The sequence below is a fragment of the Enterococcus sp. DIV0691 genome (genome assembly GCF_051711145.1).
Lineage (GTDB): Bacteria > Bacillota > Bacilli > Lactobacillales > Enterococcaceae > Enterococcus_B > Enterococcus_B hirae.
In genome coordinates this window covers 1458131-1475104 of sequence record NZ_JBIOLY010000001.1, presented here as the reverse complement: position 1 = coordinate 1475104, position 16974 = coordinate 1458131, and the positions used below count along the sequence as shown (strand labels likewise).

19 protein-coding genes and 1 tRNA gene are annotated in these 16974 nt (G+C 36.9%); all 20 read left to right on the top strand.

The annotated features are described in order from the left end of the window. Nucleotides 1-8: 8 nt before the first annotated feature. The 20 genes from IGJ11_RS06655 to IGJ11_RS06560 all read left to right on the top strand — a co-directional run bounded on the left by IGJ11_RS06655 (nt 9) and on the right by IGJ11_RS06560 (nt 16860). The gene (locus IGJ11_RS06655) at nt 9-317 is read left to right on the top strand and encodes a CBO2463/CBO2479 domain-containing protein (protein WP_010719135.1); all 309 of its coding nucleotides are present in this window, start codon (nt 9-11) and stop codon (nt 315-317) included. Then, a complete protein-coding gene (gene prdB / locus IGJ11_RS06650; RefSeq protein WP_080292465.1) occupies nt 318-1043 on the top strand; it encodes a D-proline reductase (dithiol) protein PrdB in 726 nt (241 codons plus the stop codon). 12 nt (nt 1044-1055) lie between these two features. After that, nucleotides 1056-1793, top strand: coding sequence for a proline reductase cluster protein PrdD (gene prdD, locus IGJ11_RS06645; protein WP_063627133.1), 738 nt, complete (start codon nt 1056-1058; stop codon nt 1791-1793). A 21-nt stretch (nt 1794-1814) separates the two neighbouring features. After that, a complete protein-coding gene (locus tag IGJ11_RS06640; RefSeq protein WP_063627132.1) occupies nt 1815-2294 on the top strand; it encodes a glycine/sarcosine/betaine reductase component B subunit in 480 nt (159 codons plus the stop codon). Between the two features lie 13 nt (nt 2295-2307). Continuing rightward, nucleotides 2308-3324: a proline racemase family protein gene (locus IGJ11_RS06635; RefSeq protein ID WP_088762853.1), complete on the top strand. Its 1017-nt coding sequence runs from the start codon at nt 2308-2310 to the stop codon at nt 3322-3324. 116 nt (nt 3325-3440) lie between these two features. Then, nucleotides 3441-4313: a sulfite exporter TauE/SafE family protein gene (locus IGJ11_RS06630; RefSeq protein ID WP_010737601.1), complete on the top strand. Its 873-nt coding sequence runs from the start codon at nt 3441-3443 to the stop codon at nt 4311-4313. 199 nt (nt 4314-4512) lie between these two features. Then, nucleotides 4513-5544, top strand: a complete 1032-nt coding sequence (selD, locus tag IGJ11_RS06625) for a selenide, water dikinase SelD (RefSeq protein WP_080704582.1) — start codon at nt 4513-4515, stop codon at nt 5542-5544. Nucleotides 5545-5613: 69 nt separating this feature from the next. Beyond that, nucleotides 5614-6213 carry a sulfurtransferase-like selenium metabolism protein YedF gene (gene yedF, locus IGJ11_RS06620; RefSeq protein WP_034697998.1) on the top strand — a complete coding sequence of 200 codons (600 nt, stop codon included), beginning with the start codon at nt 5614-5616 and terminating at the stop codon, nt 6211-6213. Nucleotides 6214-6223: 10 nt separating this feature from the next. After that, a complete protein-coding gene (locus tag IGJ11_RS06615) occupies nt 6224-6481 on the top strand; it encodes a DUF3343 domain-containing protein (protein WP_010737598.1) in 258 nt (85 codons plus the stop codon). 12 nt (nt 6482-6493) lie between these two features. Next, nucleotides 6494-8389: a selenocysteine-specific translation elongation factor gene (gene selB / locus IGJ11_RS06610; protein ID WP_251849139.1), complete on the top strand. Its 1896-nt coding sequence runs from the start codon at nt 6494-6496 to the stop codon at nt 8387-8389. Nucleotide 8390: 1 nt separating this feature from the next. Further along, on the top strand, nt 8391-9515 hold the full coding sequence (locus tag IGJ11_RS06605) for an aminotransferase class V-fold PLP-dependent enzyme (RefSeq protein ID WP_438772458.1): 1125 nt from the start codon (nt 8391-8393) through the stop codon (nt 9513-9515). Nucleotides 9516-9529: 14 nt separating this feature from the next. Beyond that, nucleotides 9530-10930, top strand: coding sequence for an L-seryl-tRNA(Sec) selenium transferase (selA, locus tag IGJ11_RS06600; RefSeq protein ID WP_207432164.1), 1401 nt, complete (start codon nt 9530-9532; stop codon nt 10928-10930). Then, entirely contained in the window at nt 10927-11427 is a 501-nt protein-coding gene (locus tag IGJ11_RS06595) for a CD3072 family TudS-related putative desulfidase (RefSeq protein WP_034697986.1), read from the top strand. The genes selA and IGJ11_RS06595 overlap by 4 nt, the downstream gene beginning before the upstream one ends. Continuing rightward, nucleotides 11420-11962: a CD3073 family putative ECF transporter S component gene (locus IGJ11_RS06590; RefSeq protein ID WP_438772457.1), complete on the top strand. Its 543-nt coding sequence runs from the start codon at nt 11420-11422 to the stop codon at nt 11960-11962. Before IGJ11_RS06595 ends, IGJ11_RS06590 begins: the two co-directional genes overlap by 8 nt. A 110-nt stretch (nt 11963-12072) precedes the next feature. Beyond that, a tRNA-Sec gene (locus IGJ11_RS06585) sits at nt 12073-12169 on the top strand. 424 nt (nt 12170-12593) lie between these two features. Beyond that, a complete protein-coding gene (locus tag IGJ11_RS06580; RefSeq protein ID WP_051641753.1) occupies nt 12594-13472 on the top strand; it encodes a methionine ABC transporter ATP-binding protein in 879 nt (292 codons plus the stop codon). Next, entirely contained in the window at nt 13465-14118 is a 654-nt protein-coding gene (locus IGJ11_RS06575) for a methionine ABC transporter permease (protein WP_010719143.1), read from the top strand. Before IGJ11_RS06580 ends, IGJ11_RS06575 begins: the two co-directional genes overlap by 8 nt. A gap of 12 nt (nt 14119-14130) precedes the next feature. Then, nucleotides 14131-14979 carry a MetQ/NlpA family ABC transporter substrate-binding protein gene (locus IGJ11_RS06570; protein WP_207432166.1) on the top strand — a complete coding sequence of 283 codons (849 nt, stop codon included), beginning with the start codon at nt 14131-14133 and terminating at the stop codon, nt 14977-14979. A 240-nt stretch (nt 14980-15219) separates the two neighbouring features. Next, nucleotides 15220-15852: a PepSY domain-containing protein gene (locus IGJ11_RS06565; RefSeq protein WP_207432175.1), complete on the top strand. Its 633-nt coding sequence runs from the start codon at nt 15220-15222 to the stop codon at nt 15850-15852. 75 nt (nt 15853-15927) lie between these two features. Further along, the gene (locus IGJ11_RS06560; protein WP_010719146.1) at nt 15928-16860 is read left to right on the top strand and encodes a dihydroorotate oxidase; all 933 of its coding nucleotides are present in this window, start codon (nt 15928-15930) and stop codon (nt 16858-16860) included. Nucleotides 16861-16974 lie beyond the last annotated feature (114 nt).

The window sequence follows — 16974 nt, the reverse complement described above, 5'->3', positions numbered from 1 at the left end:
GGTGCAAAATGGATAGAATCGAAAAATTAAAGTATGTCTCTACTGAACAAATGTTTGAAGGGATACTTGTTGAAGTTCGAGATGCGAGCGTAACTATTGATATCAAAGGACGACTAGGTCAATTAAAAATACCGCGGCGCATGATTATTTCAGAGTACGATTTAAAAATAGGACAAGAAGTTGGATTTTTGATGAGTTATCCAGAGGTTTTGGAAGAAGCAGCCAATACTCATTACGTTGAAGCAATCACAGAACATGAACGTCGACGTTTAAAAAATCAACAGAAGAAAATAAAAATGAGAGAGGAAAATGAGTAGATGAGTTTAACAGTATTCGAAGGATTACAGTCAGAAATTTTTGTACCAATCACACCCAAATCCGTCTTTACGCCCGTTAAAAAAGAGCTGAAAGAGATGCGGATTGCTTTAGCAACGGCAGCTGGTGTCCACTTAAAAAGTGATACACGTTTTAATTTGGCAGGAGACACAACGTATCGTGAGATTCCAGATGGAGTACCAAGTGAAGATTTAATGGTCTCACATGGTGGATATGACAACGCAGACGTTAATCGGGATGTCAATGCAATGTTTCCGATTGACCGATTACATGAATTAGTAAAAGACGGCTTTATTAAAGAAGCTGCCCCTGTACATTATGGCTTTATGGGAGGCGGCGGTGACCAAGATGCCTTTAATGAACAGACGGGACCAGAAATCGCACAAAAACTCGTAGAAGAAGAAGTTGACGCGGTTGTTTTAACTGCTGGTTGAGGGACCTGTCATAGAACTGCCGTGATCGTGCAGAGAGCAATTGAGGAAGCAGGGATTCCTACTATTTTAATCGCCGCATTACCACCAGTAGTACGGCAAAATGGTTCACCTAGAGCTGTAGCACCACGTGTACCGATGGGCGCTAATGCCGGAGAACCACATAATATTGACATGCAAACGGGTATTTTAAAAGATACTTTAGAAAGCCTAGTTTCAATCGAAACACCAGGGAAAATTGTGCCATTACCTTATGAATATATTGCTCATGTGTAAAGAGGGATCAGCATGCAAGGAGAAACATTAAAAATGAAAGTTTTCCATATGGAAAAAGTTTCCATAGGAAATCAATTTAAGCTTGATCACAATCAACTACAGATAAAAACTGAATTTGATTGTCTGTGTGAGGATGTCAAATCCTTGACGATCCGATTGTTAGAGCCCCATCAGTTAGACCTCAACACAAATACTATCATGGATATTTTACCAATTTCTGCTAAAGTATTAGGCGTTTTGGGGACGGGTATCACCCATACATTAACAGGAGTGTCGGTCATAATGACCGGCACAATCGATGAGGGTGAACAGCTCCATGAGTTTGGTTCTTCTGATGGTGTATTGCGTGATCATTTATTTTTAAATCGACCGGGCACACCTAACGCAGAGGATTACATTATTTTGATTGACTTACTTGTCAAGAAAGGAACACCTTTCGATCGTGAGTTATGTTTAAAATTGTTTCGGATAGTTGACAATTATCTGCAGGAAATCCGAGAACAATTAAAGTTGCTAGATGGTAAGGAAGCAACGGAAACACATATCTATGAAGAAAAAAGAAATCCGGGAAAGCCAAAAGTGACGTTGGTCAAGCAGGTAGCTGGCCAAGGTGCGATGTACGATATGTTATTATTTCCAGATGAACCTAGTGGGTTTAAGGGTGGTCATTCGATTATCGATATGAATAATATGCCCATCTTTTTATCTGCCAATGAGTATCGTGATGGTGCCATTCGTTCAATGGTTTAATTGTTAGAAAAGGGGATTTTTATGGGAATAGGACCATCAACTAAAGAAACTTCGATGCACCTTTTTAAAGATCCTTTACTGGATGTTTTAAGCAAAGATCCTGACATTGATTTCCAAGGTGTTATTATTATTGGCACGCCTCAAAGCAATGAAATGAAGCATCTAGTCGGACAACGAACAGCTACTTGGCTAGAAGCGATGGCTACAGATGGCGTTGTTTTATCAACAGATGGTTGGGGAAATTCAGACATCGATTTTGCCAATACCCTAGAAGAAATAGGTTGTCGTGGCATCAGTGTTATTGGGCTCAAATTTATTGGGAAACAAGCCAAGTTTGTCGTAGAAAATGATTATACAAAATATGTGCTGGATTTTAATAAATCACAAGCAGGGATTGAAACGGAAGTGGTTGGAGAAAATACGATCACTTTCTATGATGCAGTTAAAGCGCTCGCTTTTATAAAACTAAAGATGCGTAAAGATAATCAAAAATTGAAGTAACGTGGAGGTTAGTATGAAAGTATCAAAAATGATATCAGTAGTAGATACCCATACAGCTGGTGAAGCCGCTCGGTTAATTGTAGGAGGCATTCCTAAATTTCATGGAAAAACGATGGCGGATAAAAAAATATACCTGGAAACACAAGCAGATGATTTACGTAAAATGCTAATGCATGAACCACGAGGGCATAAAAATATGTTCGGGGCTTTTATTTGTGAACCGGTTCATGATGAGGCAGACTACGGGATTATTTTCATGGATTCTGGCGGCTATTTAAATATGTGTGGTCACAACACCATTGCGGCAATGACAGCAGCTGTAGAATTGGGCTGGGTAGATGTAGGAGAAGGCACCCGTGTGGTTAAAGTAACGCAAGATACACCTGCGGGGATTGTTTGTGGAGAGGTTTGTCTGGATGAAGATTACTCTGCGGAATCAGTCTCTTTTGAAAACGTGGAATCCTTTCTATATAAAGAAAATGTGGCAGTGAGTGTGCCCGATATTGGGACAGTTCATGTGGATATTTCTTTTGGCGGAAGTTTTTTTGCCATATTAAAAGCCGAAGAAGTTGGTTTAACAATTGAGCCGAAGAATGCGTCAAGATTTACTGAAGCAGGTCTAAAAATCCGCGAAGCGATTAATCAAAATATCGAGATCCAACATCCCCGATTAAAACATATTAAAACCGTTGACTTAGTCGAATTTTATGGTCCTGCTAAAAGTCCTGAAGCTACTTATCAAAATGTCGTGGTATTCGGGGATGGACAAGTTGATCGTTCACCTTGCGGAACGGGAACGAGTGCTAAATTAGCAACTTTGTATGCAAAAAATGAGTTAAAAATTGGTGAAAGTTTTGTCTATGAAAGTATTTTAGGAACGATGTTTAAGGGAGAAATTACAAAGGAAACACGTGTAGGAAATTATCAAGCGATTATTCCCAAAGTGACAGGATCTGCTTATATTACAGGATTTAATCAATTCCTTGTCGATCCTAAAGACTCATTAAAAAATGGATTTTTACTTGATTAAAATACACGGTATAACCATCCAAAATGTGAATTAAATTATCTAGTCCTAGCCATTTACAGATGGTTACACAAAAAATGATGGGTTAGTAAAACTCTGCTTACTATTAAGGAGGTATCATGGTACAACTACTGTTGGGTTTATTAAGCGTTTTATTACTCTATTTCTTATTCTTTTTTGTTCTCGACTTACTTGCAAATAAAGGAAATTGGGGTGGAGGAAATTATCTTATTTCTGGAACGATTGGGTTAATTACCGATTTTTTAGATACATTAGGGATTGGTAGTTTTGCGCCAACAACCATGTTACTAGAATTTACCAAGCAATTAGATAACGATCGACAATTACCAGGAACGCTCAATGTGGCACACTCTATTCCGGTAATCATTGAAGCTTTTATTTTCATTACTGTTGTTAAAGTATCACCCATTACTCTGTTTTCATTAGTTGCAGCAGCAATTGTGGGTTCGTTTGTGGGTTCGAAAACAGTCAGTAAGCTACCTGAAAAAAAGGTGCAGTTTTTTATGGGACTTGCTTTGATTGTGACAGCAATTTTAATGGGGCTAAAACAAGCTGGAATGCTGGATCTCTTAGGCTCTGGAAATGAAGCAACTGCTTTAACAGGTCTTAAGCTAATCATCGGCGTCATCGGTAATTTCCTTTTAGGTGCATTAATGACGATTGGCGTAGGTTTATATGCACCATGTATGGCATTAGTATACATGTTGGGATTAAGTCCACTTGTTGCTTTTCCCATTATGATGGCTTCTTGTGCAGGATTGATGCCCGTTGCTTCAGGTAACTTTATTAAATCTGGTGATTATGCGCGTAAAGTTAGTTTGGCAATTACGATTGGTGGAGTGATTGGGGTAATTATTGCTGTTAAATTCGTCACAAGCTTAGATTTGAATATGCTGACTTGGGTAATCATTGCTGTAATTATTTACTCAGGAATTACATATATGCGAAAAGGAATGTTTTCTAAAAAATAGAAAAGCTTAATCTAGTAGCAAAATGTGAAGGAGTGGAAAGAACTGTACAGCCACTTCTTCATTTTTAGTACACCAAACTAGCATAGTTATTTTAATGATTTGCCCGCTATTTTCTGATTGTTGGTGTAACTATAGAAAATGAAGCAGTAAGCGGCAGAGGAAAAGTCATCAATTATTACACTATATGAAAAGGAAGTGGATGCCAATGAAAAAAGAAATCGAACAATTAATTATTTGTGGTGGATGTAACGCTAAGATTGGTCCTGGAAATCTAGGGAATATTCTAGCAGACCTCCCTAAATCCCAAGATGAAAAATTGTTAGTGGGCTTTGATGCAACAGATGACGCAGCCGTTATTAAATTGACCGATGAATTAGCAGTTATTCAAACGTTAGACTTTTTTCCTACTATGGTGACAGATCCTTATTTATTTGGCAAAATTGCTGCTGCCAATGCGATGAGTGATGTTTATGCGATGGGAGGGGATGTATTATCTGCCTTAAATATTGTTGCTTTTCCTGAAGAAAAAGAACTACAGGTTTTAAAAGAGATTTTAAGAGGTGGGGCTGAAAAAGTTCAAGAAGCAGGTGGAATCTTAGCAGGTGGGCACTCAATCCATGACCGTTCAGTCAAATATGGACTTTCTGTAACTGGCACAATTCATCCAAACAATATTTACAAAAATAATACTTGTCAAGAAGGAGATCACTTAATCTTAACAAAACCTCTAGGTGTAAGCATTATTACCATTGGTTATAGCGCTGGGGCAATAACCAAAGAAGGGTTTGCCAAAGCAACAAAAAGTATGGAAACCTTAAATAAATATGCGATGGCTATCATCAGAAAATATCCAATCACTAGTTGTACCGACGTAACAGGATTTGGGTTAGCAGGACATCTTCATGAAATGTTACATGACAATTTTTCAGCTGAAATCTATTCAGAAAAACTGCCATATTTTGAAGAAGCTTATGAAGGAGCAAAAGCCTTTCTTTTTACTGCTGGAGGACAACGAAACCGTAATTTTATGGAAAAAAAGATGGCCTTTTATGTCGATGACTTAGGAATCGAAGAGTTGCTATATGATCCACAGACATCTGGAGGATTATTGGTAAGTATCCCGGCTAAAGAAGCAAAAAAATTAGAAGAAGAGCTGAAATCAGCCAATATCTTAGCCAAAGATTTTGGCGTTGTTACGAAAAAAAAGACAGCAGAAATCATGGTTTATTAAGAAAAAAATTGTTCGATTAGTCTAACAAACTGATCCCATGATTAACTACACATGGAAAGGAGAATCAAAATGGTTAAAATTAACGCATTGGGAAAAGTATGTCCCCTTCCAGTGATTGAAACAAAGAAGGCTTTGGAAGAAAACGATACAGTAGAAACAACTGTCGATAATGAGATTGCTGCACAAAACCTAAAAAAAATGGCGGGACAACTAGGTTATGATTATCAAGTAGAGCAAAATGATGCACAATCGTTTACTGTACGTATCTCCAAGAAAAAAGGAGAGGTAGCTTCTATTTATGAACAAGAACTTACAAGAGAAAATGATATTGAAGACAATTATATAGTTGTTGTCGACACGAATACGATGGGGCAAGGGTCGAAAGAATTAGGGAAACAATTATTAAAAATGTTTATTTATTCTTTAACCGAACAACCTGATTTGCCCGAAAAAATCATTTTCTACAATGGTGGGGTCCATTTAGTAAGCGACAACTCGGATTCCTTGGAGGATTTACAGATTCTTGCGGAAAATGGGATAGAAATTTATGCTTGTGGAGCCTGTCTTAACTATTATAATCTCAGTGAAAAATGTAAAGTCGGTGAAGTGACCAATATGTATCATATTGTTGAAATGATGCGACAATCTAAAAAAATCATCAAACCTTAAGGAGTAAACAATGAAGTCATATGGAGTGGTATTATTTCATTCGACACGTGAAGCAATGAGAGCTGAGCTGATGTGCCAATCAGCTAAACTATCTGTAAGAATCATTCCTACACCCGAAAAAATATATCTTAGCTGTGGTTTTTCTTTAAAATTTCCGCTAGAAGCTGAAAATCAGATACGTCATATTTTAGCTAAAAATAATGTGTCATCAGAAGGTTTTTATAAAGCGCTTCAAGTTGGATTGGATGTAACGTATTACTTATTATAAGGGGTAAAAGAAATGGCAAATATTGTAATTGGAACAGCTGGGCATGTTGATCATGGAAAAACAACATTGATCAAAGCGCTGACTGGAATAGATACTGACACAACAAAAGAAGAAAAAAAAAGGGGCATGTCGATTAATCTAGGATTTGCTTACTTAAATTTACCAAATCAACAACGTGTGGGTTTCGTAGATGTTCCTGGCCATGAAAAATTTATTAAAAATATGGTTGCTGGACTACCTGGTCTTAATCTTATTTTATTAGTCATTGATGCTAGTGAAGGAATTATGCCTCAAACAAAAGAGCATATTGATATTTTGAATTTATTAGGAATCCACCATTTTTTAATTGTATTAACTAAAATTGATACGATTGATGCTGAATTGAAAGAACTAGTCATCGAAGATATACGTGATCAATTACTTCACACGCCTTTAGAAAAAGCGGAAATAATTGAAACCGATGCCATTAGCGGAAAAGGGATCAAACAATTACTAAAAAAAATCGAAGCCTACACGGAGCAAACATCAGAACAAGTAAGTAGTGGAACACCAAGGTTAAATATCGATCGGGTTTTCAGTGTAAAAGGCTTCGGTACAGTAGTTACAGGCACTTTGCTGGAAGGGGAACTAACCGTTGGAGAAAACTGCTATCTCTACCCGAATAAGCGAAAAGTTCGGATAAGAAATCTGCAGGTACATGAAAATAACGTTCAAAAAGCATATGCTGGACAACGAACTGCTATCAATTTAGCAAACATTACCCGTGAAGAAGTCACGCGCGGGGATGTTCTATCAACCGCGGATTCTTTAGAGGAAAGCTGGATGTTGGATGTTAAGGTAACTTGCTTGGCAGGGACGGATGGGGGAATTAATCTATGGGATCGGGTTAGAGTGTTGATCGGAACAAAAGAAATAATGGCTCGTACTGTTCCATTAGGATTAGATTGGATTGGGCCAAACGAAGAAGGCTTTTTGCAGTTAAGATTAGAAGAAAAAGTTTCTGTAAAAGAAAAAGATCGTTTTATTCTACGCTCTTATTCACCCATGCATACGATTGCTGGAGGCGAAGTCTTAAACGCCGTTCCAAAAAAACATCGACGATTCAAGCAGGCGATTTTAGAAAGCTTAAAAGCGAAAGAAAATGGCAATCTAAACAGTATGATAATTGATTTTATGTTAAATAAGAAACAGCCATTTACAGTAGAAAAAGAATTGTTGACCTATCTGGGTGTCACCCTTGATCAACTAAGCCATTCATTAGAAGAACTACAGGATAAAAGTCAAATCTTCTTTACCTCTTGTGGGTTTTTACTTTATGAAAGATACCAACAATTAGCAGGAAAAGCACAAAAGATCTTAGAAGAGTATCACAAAAAATATCGTCTACGGGATGGTATGCCTTTAGAAGAATTTCGTTCTAAAATACGAAATGGCTTGACCGAAAAAGAAGTTTTCGTCTTGATTCAATTATTAAAAAAATTCAACGTAATCAAAGAACAACAGAAACGATTATCTGTTTATGATTTTCAAGTACAATTTAATAGCTATCAACAAGTCGCCAAACAAAAAATTGAACGTTACCTAAAAAACAGTGGTTATATGCCGATAAAAAAAGAAGAGTTAGCCCTTTTAGACAAAAATGCTGAAGAAGTATTGGAAGCTTTAGATGACAACAGTGCTGTTTTTTTAACCCACGAATATGTTCTGTCAGGAAAGATTTACCAACAAGCTATTCAACAAATCCGGACTTATATCAAGAAAAACAAGAAAATGACACTGGCTGATTTTCGTGATATGACAAACTCGAGCCGAAAAGCTTCCATGCTTATTCTAGAATCAATCGATAAACTCGGCATCACGAAACGAGTAGAAAATTATCGGATTTTAGGGAAACAAGAAGGAGACTAGTATGACTATTTATTTAGATAATGCAGCTACGACAGTCCAAAAGCCGGTTTGTATGAAACAAACAATCCTAGATGTGCTTGAAAGTGAGAGGTATGGCAACCCAGCTCGTGGCGCTCATAGCTATTCCATTCGTGCATATCAATTAATAGAAATGGCAAGAGATACATTAAAAAATTTTTTTCATACCGGGGATTTATATGAAATTATTTTTTCTGGAAGCGTGACTATTGCTCTTAATGCAGTATTAAAAGGGTTCGTTCAAGCTGGTGATCATGTATTGACCACAAGTTGGGAACACAATTCCGTGCTGCGACCACTCTATCAATTAGAAAAACTAGGCGTTTCCTACGACATTATCAGTAGTCATCCGATCACTGGACAGTTGAATTATGAAGAATTTACTGAAAAATTAAACGCAAAAACCAAAGTAGTGGTCTGCAATCATGCAAGTAATGTGACAGGGAATCTTTTAGATATTGAATGGATAAAACGTTTTTGCCACAAACATCAGCTGTATTTAATCTTAGATATTTCTCAAATAGCTGGTCATCTACCAATTGACTTAAGTGATGGGAAGGTCGCAGCGGCTTGTTTCACTGGACACAAAGCGTTACATGGACCACAAGGAACTGGGGGCATCTGTATTCACAAAAAACTGAAACTTACACCGATAATAACTGGTGGTGATGGTATGAAGTCCTTCTCTAAGGAGCAGCCGGATGAATTGCCAGCAATGTTGGAGGCTGGGACAGCAAATGTGCCAGGAATTGCTGGATTAGCAGCCAGTGTAGGTTGGCTAATGTCCCAAGAGACACCATCATTGGGAAACTACTTCTACCAAGAAGCGACGAAGATTTCAGAATTAACGTTTTATGGAGATTTCACGAAAGAGCATATAGACGTTTTTTCGTTGAATATCAGATCTGCAGAATCAGCTTTAATCAGTGACATTCTGTGGGAAGAGTTTGGCATTGCCACACGTTCAGGCTACCATTGTTCACCGCTAATACATCAAGATTTAGGAACTAAAAATACTGGAACTGTTCGAGTATCCTTATCCCGTTTTACAACAGAAGAAGAAATAGAAAAAACCATAAAGGCGTTGAGAATAATTGCAAAACGATAGAAAGCAGGTAAACGATGGCTAGAGAAATACAACGACGATTAGCAGATTTGCCTTCAGTGGATCGTTTATTAAAAACTCCTGAATTGCAAATATTAGAAAAGAAGTATTCTTACGGAGTAGTCAAACAACAGGTACAAAGTGTTTTAGAACAAACTAGAAAAACTGTTTTAAAAGAAGAAGTGTTACCTCCAGCGATTGAAGAACTCTGTATTCGAGTGATTGAAAAAGTGAAACAACGAACATATTCGTTACAAAAAGTAATTAATGGGACCGGTACGATTCTGCATACAAATCTAGGACGTTCCTTACTTAGTAAGAAAATTGAGGAACAATTAAAGACAATAAGTTTTTCCTATTCAAATTTAGAAATGGATTTAACTAGTGGCAACAGAGGTACTAGATACAATCATTTAACGCATATTCTAAAAAAACTTACTGGAGCAGAAGACGTCTTAGTGGTGAATAATAACGCAGCAGCTGTTATGTTAATTCTTGATACTTTGGCTACTGATAAAGAAGTATTGGTTTCTCGAGGGGAACTTGTTGAAATAGGAGGGTCTTTTCGTATTCCAGAGGTAATTACCGCAACAGGTGGAAAAATTAGAGAAGTTGGAACAACCAATAAAACGCATATTAGAGATTACCAACAGGCTTTGACTTCTGAAACTGGAGCGATTTTAAAAGTCCATACCAGTAATTATCGAATCATTGGATTTACAGAAACTCCTCACTTATCAGAGTTAGCTCTCTTAGCACAAAAACATCAAGTCCCGTTAATCAATGATCTGGGTAGCGGTCTACTCATTGACATGCGACGCTTTGGCTTACCGTATGAACCGACTGTTCGAGAAGTAATCGAGCAAGGGTGTGATGTGGTCTCCTTTAGTGGAGATAAATTATTAGGCGGACCACAAGCCGGAATTATCGTAGGTAAAAAAACGTATATTCAGAGGATGAAAGAAAATCAGCTACTGCGTGCATTAAGAGTCGATAAAATGACTCTAAGTGCACTAGAAGCAACTTTAGAACTTTATCTTGATGAAGAAGAAGCCATTCGATCCTTGCCTACTTTGCAAATGCTATCGGATAAGATCGAAAATTGTTTGAATCGAGCCCAAATATTAGCTGAAAAGTTAAAAAAAATCGATCAACTCGAAGTCGCTATCGAAAAAGATTATAGTACGGTTGGTGGTGGAACGTATCCAGAAAGCTTATTACCTACCTATGCAGTAACAGTAAAAAGTAAGCGATGGCATGCGGAAGAGCTGCAACGAAGACTAAGAAAAGGAATTGTTCCAGTGATTAGTCGGGTAAAAAATGAGCGAAACTATTTAGATATGCGCACAATTTTTGAAGAAGAACTTCATCAGGTGTTCGTCAGTTTAGAAAAGATTTTTTGTGAGGAAATAACATGAAATTAAAGAGAGAATTTGTGGTTGTTTCACACTGCATCTTGAATCAACATGCGGTGATACCTGGATGGGAACGGGCTCGTGGTGCTTTTCCTTTGGCCATTTCTTTATTAAATCAAGGCGTTGCGTTGCTACAATTGCCTTGTCCTGAATTTTTGACCTTAGGAAAAGAGAGACCACCAATGACTTATCAAGAATATGTTGCTATACCAGGCTATCGTCAAAAATGTCAAAGTATGTTGCAACCAGTCATTCAACAAATCAAAGAGTATCAAGCGAATGATTATCGCTATTTGGGAATCATCGGGATCAATGAAAGTCCTAATTGTTCCATCTCAGCACAGCGAGGCGTACTAATGGAAGAGTATTTTGAATTATGTAAGAATCATGGGATTGTTAATCCTTATTTTGAAGTTCCAACTTGGTATACAGAAGAATCACAAGGCGATTTATATCAGAAATTAAAACTATTTTTAGAAGGAAAAGTAAACGATGAATAATAAAATGAAAATATTGACTTTATGTGCAATGGCCGTTGTTTTAAATGTTGTTTTAGGTGAGGCTGTTTCACTAATGAAAATCCCCTTATTATTTTTAGATACGATGGGAACGATTTATATTTCAACCAATTTTGGTATGAGTTATGGGGTAATGACTGGGATTGCCACTAATTTATTAATGGGGATCATCAGTGGGCCGTTGGCTGTTCCTTTTGTATTCGTAAATATTGTTGTAGCAATTATCTGTTCTTTACTAGCGAAGAATGGATTTTCTTATAAAAAAGCGCTAATAGCAGGGGGACTATTAGCCGTTGTTTGTCCAATGATCGGTGTGCCGATCCGTTTAGCTTTATTTGGTGGTTTTACCGGTTCAGGAACGGACATCCTCATTTTTGCTTTCAAGGCTTCCGGTAAAGAAATGATCACTGCAACTTATTGGGCAACTGTTGCAGGAAATATTGTGGATAAGATGCTTTCTTGTTTACTCGTTGCTTGGTTTATGAAACGTTTACCGCAACGTATCCTAGTAAAATAAAAAGAGAACGTCTAACAGAAATTAAAGCTAGTCCAGTCTTTTATAACTGCAAACATTCTAGCATTTGATATTGATTGAACAAACGAAAAATGTTAGAATGTTTTTATTAGGGGAGTGGATGGGTTCTGGTGTTCCCTCTGGTCTTCAAAACCAGTATGAGGAGTTAAGAGCTTCTTGGGTAGGTTCGATTCCTACACATTCCCGCCAATTGAATACATACAAAGCTAAAAACATAGATACAGAGCTGTTCTGTTGATGTTTTTAGCTTTATTTTTTTGTCGCCACTGCATTTCCACTGCATTTGATTATTTTTCGGGGTAGTTCATTGCTTGATCACTGTTTTCATCAAGTGTAAGAAAGGAACATTCTGCTTCTCGCTTTTTATCAATGCTCATGTGATTAAAATCACATATTAGTCTCGACATGGCTATTTTTCCATGCTATATTTAATTCGAAAAGAAGAAATTAAAATATAGATGTGCGCATCTACTACATAAAAAGACTTAATTATTAAGGATTCTTATCGTCTTTCTATTAATTCCCACATAGTTAAAGTTTTTATATGAATGCGCCGGAAAGGAATGAGAGCTTGATTTCATTTGAACACGTTTCAAAGTCTTTTGGAGGTACTATGATCCTAAATGATCTCAATTTATTTATACCAAAAGGTAAAATCTTTGGTATCATTGGACGAAGTGGTGCAGGAAAAAGTACAATGATTCGTTTAATAAACGGATTAGATCAACCAACAAAAGGTAAGATATCTCTATCAAAAGATGTGAAAAGCAGCACAATATTTCAACATTATGCCTTATTGCAGTCAAAAACTGTCGCTGATAACATTCGACTTGCTCTGAGATTTAGCAAAGTCAATAAGCAGGAATACGACAAAAGAATTGAAAACGTTTTACGTTATGTATCGATGATAGAGAAAAAAAGTACATATCCCTCCCATTTATCTGGTGGGCAGAAACAACGAGTGGGGATTGCTAGAGCGTTAGTAACGGAGCCTTCGCTTTTATTATGCGACGAAATTACTAGCGCTCTTGATCCAACCGCTAAAAAAAGTATTTTAAATTTGTTAAAAAAAGTGAATGAGGAACTAGGAACCACCATCATTTTGGTCACCCATGAAATGGAGGCGATAAAAGAAATTTGTGATGAAGTGGCTGTCATTGATTCAGGAAAAGTTATTGAACAGGCAACAACCAAAAAAATGTTTTTAAGCCCTCAAAGCAATTTAGTTCGTGAATTTTTAGCCGATATGATTTATCCTAAGTATCCAAAAAAAGAATCGATTTCCTTTAATTATGTCCTTTACTTCCTGATGAATGCCACAAATTATGCTCGTTTTCAAGAAAGTAAAATGGAGGGGACGGTCTATGATATCAAAACCATACATATTAGCGGAGAACGTTTTTTTGCGATGTATTTTCTAACGAATAAAATTCCTGATAATGAATTTATTGACCAACTAATTAGTTATGAGAAGGTGACCGTTGATGTTTGAAATACTTTCATCAGAGATCATTCTCAAAGCAACTTATGAATCGATTTATATGGTCAGTATTTCTTTGGTGTTCGCTATCGGCTTAGGAGTTCCTTTAGGCATACTATTAGCAGAGACCAGAAAACAAGGTGTTTTAGCTAATTCTCTTATGTACACGGTGTTACAGACGCTTATCAACATCTTGCGTTCAGTGCCATTTATCATTTTATTGGTGGCTATTTTGCCTTTTACTCGCTTAGTTGTTGGAACTTCCATTGGAACAACTGCTGCTATTGTCCCGTTAACGTTATATATTGTTCCCTTTATGGGCCGTTTAATCGAGCAAGCCATTCTAGAAATCCCTCCTACAATTATCGAATGTGCCAAAACTTTAGGGGCAAACCGATTGGAAATCATTCTTTACTTTATTCTACCTGAAGCTCGACCGGCGATTATATTAGCCATTACTAATTCAATGATTGGACTAATTAATGCCTCTTCTATGGCGGGAACTGTTGGTGGAGGAGGAATCGGGGATTTAGCTATTTCCCAAGGATATCAACGATTTAATAGTGGGATGATTGTTGTAACGGTAGTTATCTTAATTGTTTTAATAAACAGTATCCAATTTCTGGGAAATTATCTTTATCATAAAATTAAATATTAAGGAGTAAACTTCATGAAAAAAATAGTGACTATAGTCTGTCTGTTCGTATTGGTTCTCATTGGGGGTGGTTGTCATTCAAAAGATCAATCATCACACGCTCAGAAAAAAAATGAAATTGTCATGGGGGTAACTGGAGGACCGTATAACGATTTATTTGATGATGCGATTGCACCTATATTAGAATCGGAAGGATATACGATTAAACGAATTGAATTTTCTCAATTTATCCAATCAAATACTGCCTTAGGTGAAGGAAAGATTGATGTAAATGTTGCTCAACACTCCGCTTATATGAATGTTTTCAATAAGGAGAATGGGACTGATTTAGTTCCTTTAGTTGCTACACCCTCTGTTCCGTGTAATTTGTACTCTTCCAAATATACAAGTAAAGAAGAGGTGAAAAAAGGAATGATGATTGGGATTCCCCAAGATCCGAGTAATGCAGCACGAGCCTATGCAGTTCTTGCTAAAGCTGGTTTTATTCAAGTGGATAAACAAGTGAAAAGTACCGACTTGACTGCAAAAGCAATCACAAATAACCCCTATCAGTTAAATATCAAAGAGATGGACACGAACACTTTACCACACGTGTTGGATGACCTTGATTTTGAAGTCATACCTGGAAGCACAGTTGAATATGCAGGAATTCGAGAACAACTTCATTTGATCGAGCTAGAAAAAATGGTGCCTGAATTACAAATCGTAGCTGCTGTGACAAAAGAAAATGAAAAAACGGATTGGGCAAAAGCGATTAAGAAAGCCTACCAATCAGAAAAATTCCGTACATATATCAATAGTCATAATAAAGATAATTACTGGATCGTACCTGACATTTCTGAAACTGAGAATAGCAGCCAATAAAGGTATTACATATTAGCAATTGAAAGGAAGCACTGCGTTTTTACTTAAAACACGTTTTGCTTGTTCGTAGAAGCGGAGACAATTTTTTTCTTATTTTGATTTTTCAGACAAGACTGATTACTTTTTTAGTCTTGTCTTTTTTTGCTATTTAATGATTGATTTGTTCAAAAATGACAGAACAACTTTACTTGTGTATACTTAAATTAAAGTGATTTTTATTCAAGAAAGGAAATAAATTTTATGAAAACTAATGTTATTTTTTGTGGTCTATTCTCATTACTATTATTAGCAGGTTGTCAATCGAATCAGGCTACACCAGAATCAACGACAGCGCCAGCGACTACATCAACAAGTACTGGACAACAAACAACTTCTTCAACCGAAGCATCAAATCAAACAATGAATTCTGGGACGAATGCAACAAAAGAGATCAAAGTATCTGCACAAAAAGCGATTGAGTTGTTTCAAAAAGAATATCCAAATGCAGCGATTACCAGTTTAGAATTAGATAGTAGTTGGGGAAATTTCTTCTATAAAATTGATGGTGTTGATGATCAAAATGAATACGAAATGAAGATCAATGCAGCAAACGAAGAAATCCAAAAACAAAATCCTGAGCGTTTAGATCAAGATGAACAAAATGGTCAGAAGAAACAAGAAGATGCTCTGGACACAAGTAAACTTCTAAGTATTGAAGAAGCAGCAAAGATCGCTGAAAAACAAGTGGGTGGGGGAACAGCCACTGACTGGGATCTTAGTAAAGAACTTGGTACCACCTACTGGGAAGTGAAAGTGAAAAACGGCAATAAGAGTACTCAAGTGAAACTTAATAGTCAAACGGGAGAAGTTTTAGCAACTGAAAATGATGATTAATTGTCTTGATCCTATTTGCTTTTGCTTGACTTGATGATAAACTAGAAAAAATGATTCATCAAAGGAGAGAATGACTTGACCTTAGAAACGACTTTTTTTAATCATACTTTTGCTAACCCTTTTATGAATGCCTCTGGTGTTCATTGCATGACAACGACAGAACTAGTTGAATTAGAACAATCCAATGCTGGTGCTTTTATCACAAAGAGTTGTACATTGAATGAACGTGCTGGAAATCCAGAACCCCGTTATTTCGATGTGCCTCTTGGAAGTATTAATTCCATGGGATTACCCAATCGAGGGTTTGATTATTACTTAGATTATGCATTGAACTATGAAAAACAGCAGACACAACCGCTCTTTTTCTCTATTGCAGGCATGAGTGCAGCAGAAAATTTGGAAATGTTGACAATGATTGAAAAGAGTGACTTTCAAGGAATCACTGAATTGAATCTTTCTTGTCCCAATGTTCCTGGCAAACCACAGTTAGCCTATGATTTTGAGGCGACGGAAGATTTATTGCAACAAGTTTTTGCCCGTTTCACCAAACCATTAGGAATCAAATTGCCCCCATATTTTGATTTGGCGCATTTTGATCAAATGGCTGAAATTTTGAATCAATTTCCTTTAACTTATGTAAATTCTATTAATAGTATCGGCAATGGTTTGTATATCGATCCTCAAAAAGAAGCGGTCGTGATCAAACCTAAAGAGGGTTTCGGTGGACTTGGTGGAGAATATGTGAAACCAACCGCTTTAGCGAACGTCCGTGCTTTTTATACTCGCTTGAAACCAGAGATCAAAATTATTGGTACTGGAGGCATTCGGAATGGACAGGATGCTTTTGAACATTTATTATGTGGAGCAACTATGCTACAAATCGGTACCGAACTTCACAAAGAAGGACCAAAAATTTTTGATCGGATCACGAAAGAACTCGAACAGATCATGACAGAAAAAGGGTATCGAACCATCGATGAATTTAGAGGGAAACTAAAAACGATCTAATCGTTAACGATTCTCTAAGTGATGAAATAAAAGACAACAATAAAAAATAAGCCAAAGAATCCAAACATAGTTTCTCTTATTTTGGAAATCTTTGGCTTATTTTTATGCGATCCG